At 52.6% G+C, this 1,754-nt stretch carries 2 protein-coding genes; one reads left to right on the plus strand and one right to left on the minus strand.

Annotated elements, in window-relative coordinates; translation table 11 throughout:
• Nucleotides 1-712 (plus strand): type III PLP-dependent enzyme domain-containing protein (locus C5O24_RS13120; protein WP_500690283.1); only part of this gene is annotated, 712 nt, incomplete at its 5' end.
• Between the two features lie 88 nt (nucleotides 713-800).
• Here the strand turns inward: C5O24_RS13120 and C5O24_RS13125 are convergent.
• Nucleotides 801-1,700 (minus strand): carbon-nitrogen hydrolase, encoded by a 900-nt coding sequence (locus tag C5O24_RS13125; RefSeq protein ID WP_107034757.1) that lies wholly within the window; start codon nucleotides 1,698-1,700, stop codon nucleotides 801-803.
• Between the last annotated feature and the right edge of the window lie 54 nt (nucleotides 1,701-1,754).

Raw genomic sequence — 1,754 nt, forward strand, 5'->3', positions numbered from 1 at the left:
TCACTATATCACAACAGGTCTGGAAGAAAATAAATTTGGTCTTGATATCAGTGTGGTGCCGCAGATGATACAAAAGTGCATGCAGTCGAAGGCGCTGTCATTTGTCGGACTGCATTTCCATATCGGATCCCAGATAACGACTCTGGAGCCTTACCGTATGCTTTGTGAACGCATCAATGCCATACAGAATGATCTGGAGCAACAGGGTATGACTTCGATAAAATCAATAAATGTAGGGGGCGGACTGGGTGTTGATTATGATGATCCCGACAAGCATCCGATAGCTGATTTCGATCCGTATTTCGCACTTTTCCATAATCATCTGAAGCTCCGTGACGGACAGCAGCTTCATTTTGAGCTGGGCAGGGCTGTCGTGGCTCAGTGCGGGTCGCTGATTACACGTGTGATCTACGTCAAGGAAGGAATTGGCAAGCGATTTGCCATCGTCGACGCCGGCATGACTGACCTCATACGTCCGGCATTGTATCAGGCACATCATAAAATAGAGAATCTGACAGGCGCAGGCCGGGAACTCAGACAATATGATGTGGTCGGACCGATATGCGAGTCAAGCGACGTTTTCGGTCACGATGAGATGTTGCCTGAAGTGCACCGCGGCGATCTGATCGCGCTTCGCTCGGCCGGAGCCTATGGCGAAGTTATGGCTTCGCGATACAATCTGCGCAGTCTGCCAGGATGTATTGCGGAGTGACTGACTGACCGATAAACTAAAAAACAGACCGGAACCGGTTGCGATTGAATCGCTATACCGGCTCCGGTCTGTTTATGTCTTGATCAGTTCATTCTGTCGCGATATAGCGGCGCAGCAGTCCGTCGTAGGCATCTATGCGCCTGTCGCGCAGAAATGGCCACCAGCGGCGCACTTGTTCGCTCCGATGCATGTCGACACTGATGATTTGCGTGCATTCCTGATCTGTCGGCGCTTCGAAGAGCAGTTCGCCCTGCGGACCGGCTATGAAGCTGCTTCCCCAGAACTGTATGCCGCCGGTCGCCGCCGACGGATCGGCTTCATGGCCGACCCGGTTGACGGTCACGACCGGGAGTCCGTTGGCCACGGCATGGCCACGCTGTACAGTCATCCATGCCTGACGCTGGCGCTCCTGTTCGTCGGGAGTGTCGGTCGACTCCCATCCTATGGCTGTAGGGTATATCAGCAGCTCGGCGCCGGCAAGAGCCATAAGGCGTGCCGCTTCGGGAAACCATTGATCCCAGCATACGAGGATGCCCAGACGTCCGATCGAAGTGTCAATCGGTCTGAATCCGAGATCGCCTGGCGTGAAATAAAATTTCTCATAATATGCGGGGTCGTCGGGGATATGCATTTTACGGTATCGTCCGGCCTCGGAGCCGTCGGTGTCGAATACGATCGCAGTGTTGTGGCAAAGGCCGGGGGCGCGGCGTTCAAACAAAGATACGACGAGTACTATCCCATGTCGTTTTGCCAGATCTGAATAGAAGTGGCAGACTTCGTTTTCTTGATTGATGCCGACGGCCAGATCGAAGCATTCCACGGATTCTGTCTGACAGAAATACAATGTGTCATGCAGTTCCTGGTTGACGATCAGTTTTGCGCCGTTAGCGGCGAGCTGTCCTACTGCTTCGGCAAGACGACGTCGGTTGTCGGCGATATCGGCTGTCTTGGATTGCTGTATTATTCCTATTTCAAGTGTTGACTTCATAAGCTGATAATTGATAGTGGGTGTGGTAACCTTCGTTTTGCCACTCTTATATAC

It is taken from the genome of Paramuribaculum intestinale, from assembly GCF_003024925.1.
Taxonomy (GTDB): Bacteria; Bacteroidota; Bacteroidia; order Bacteroidales; family Muribaculaceae; genus Paramuribaculum; species Paramuribaculum intestinale.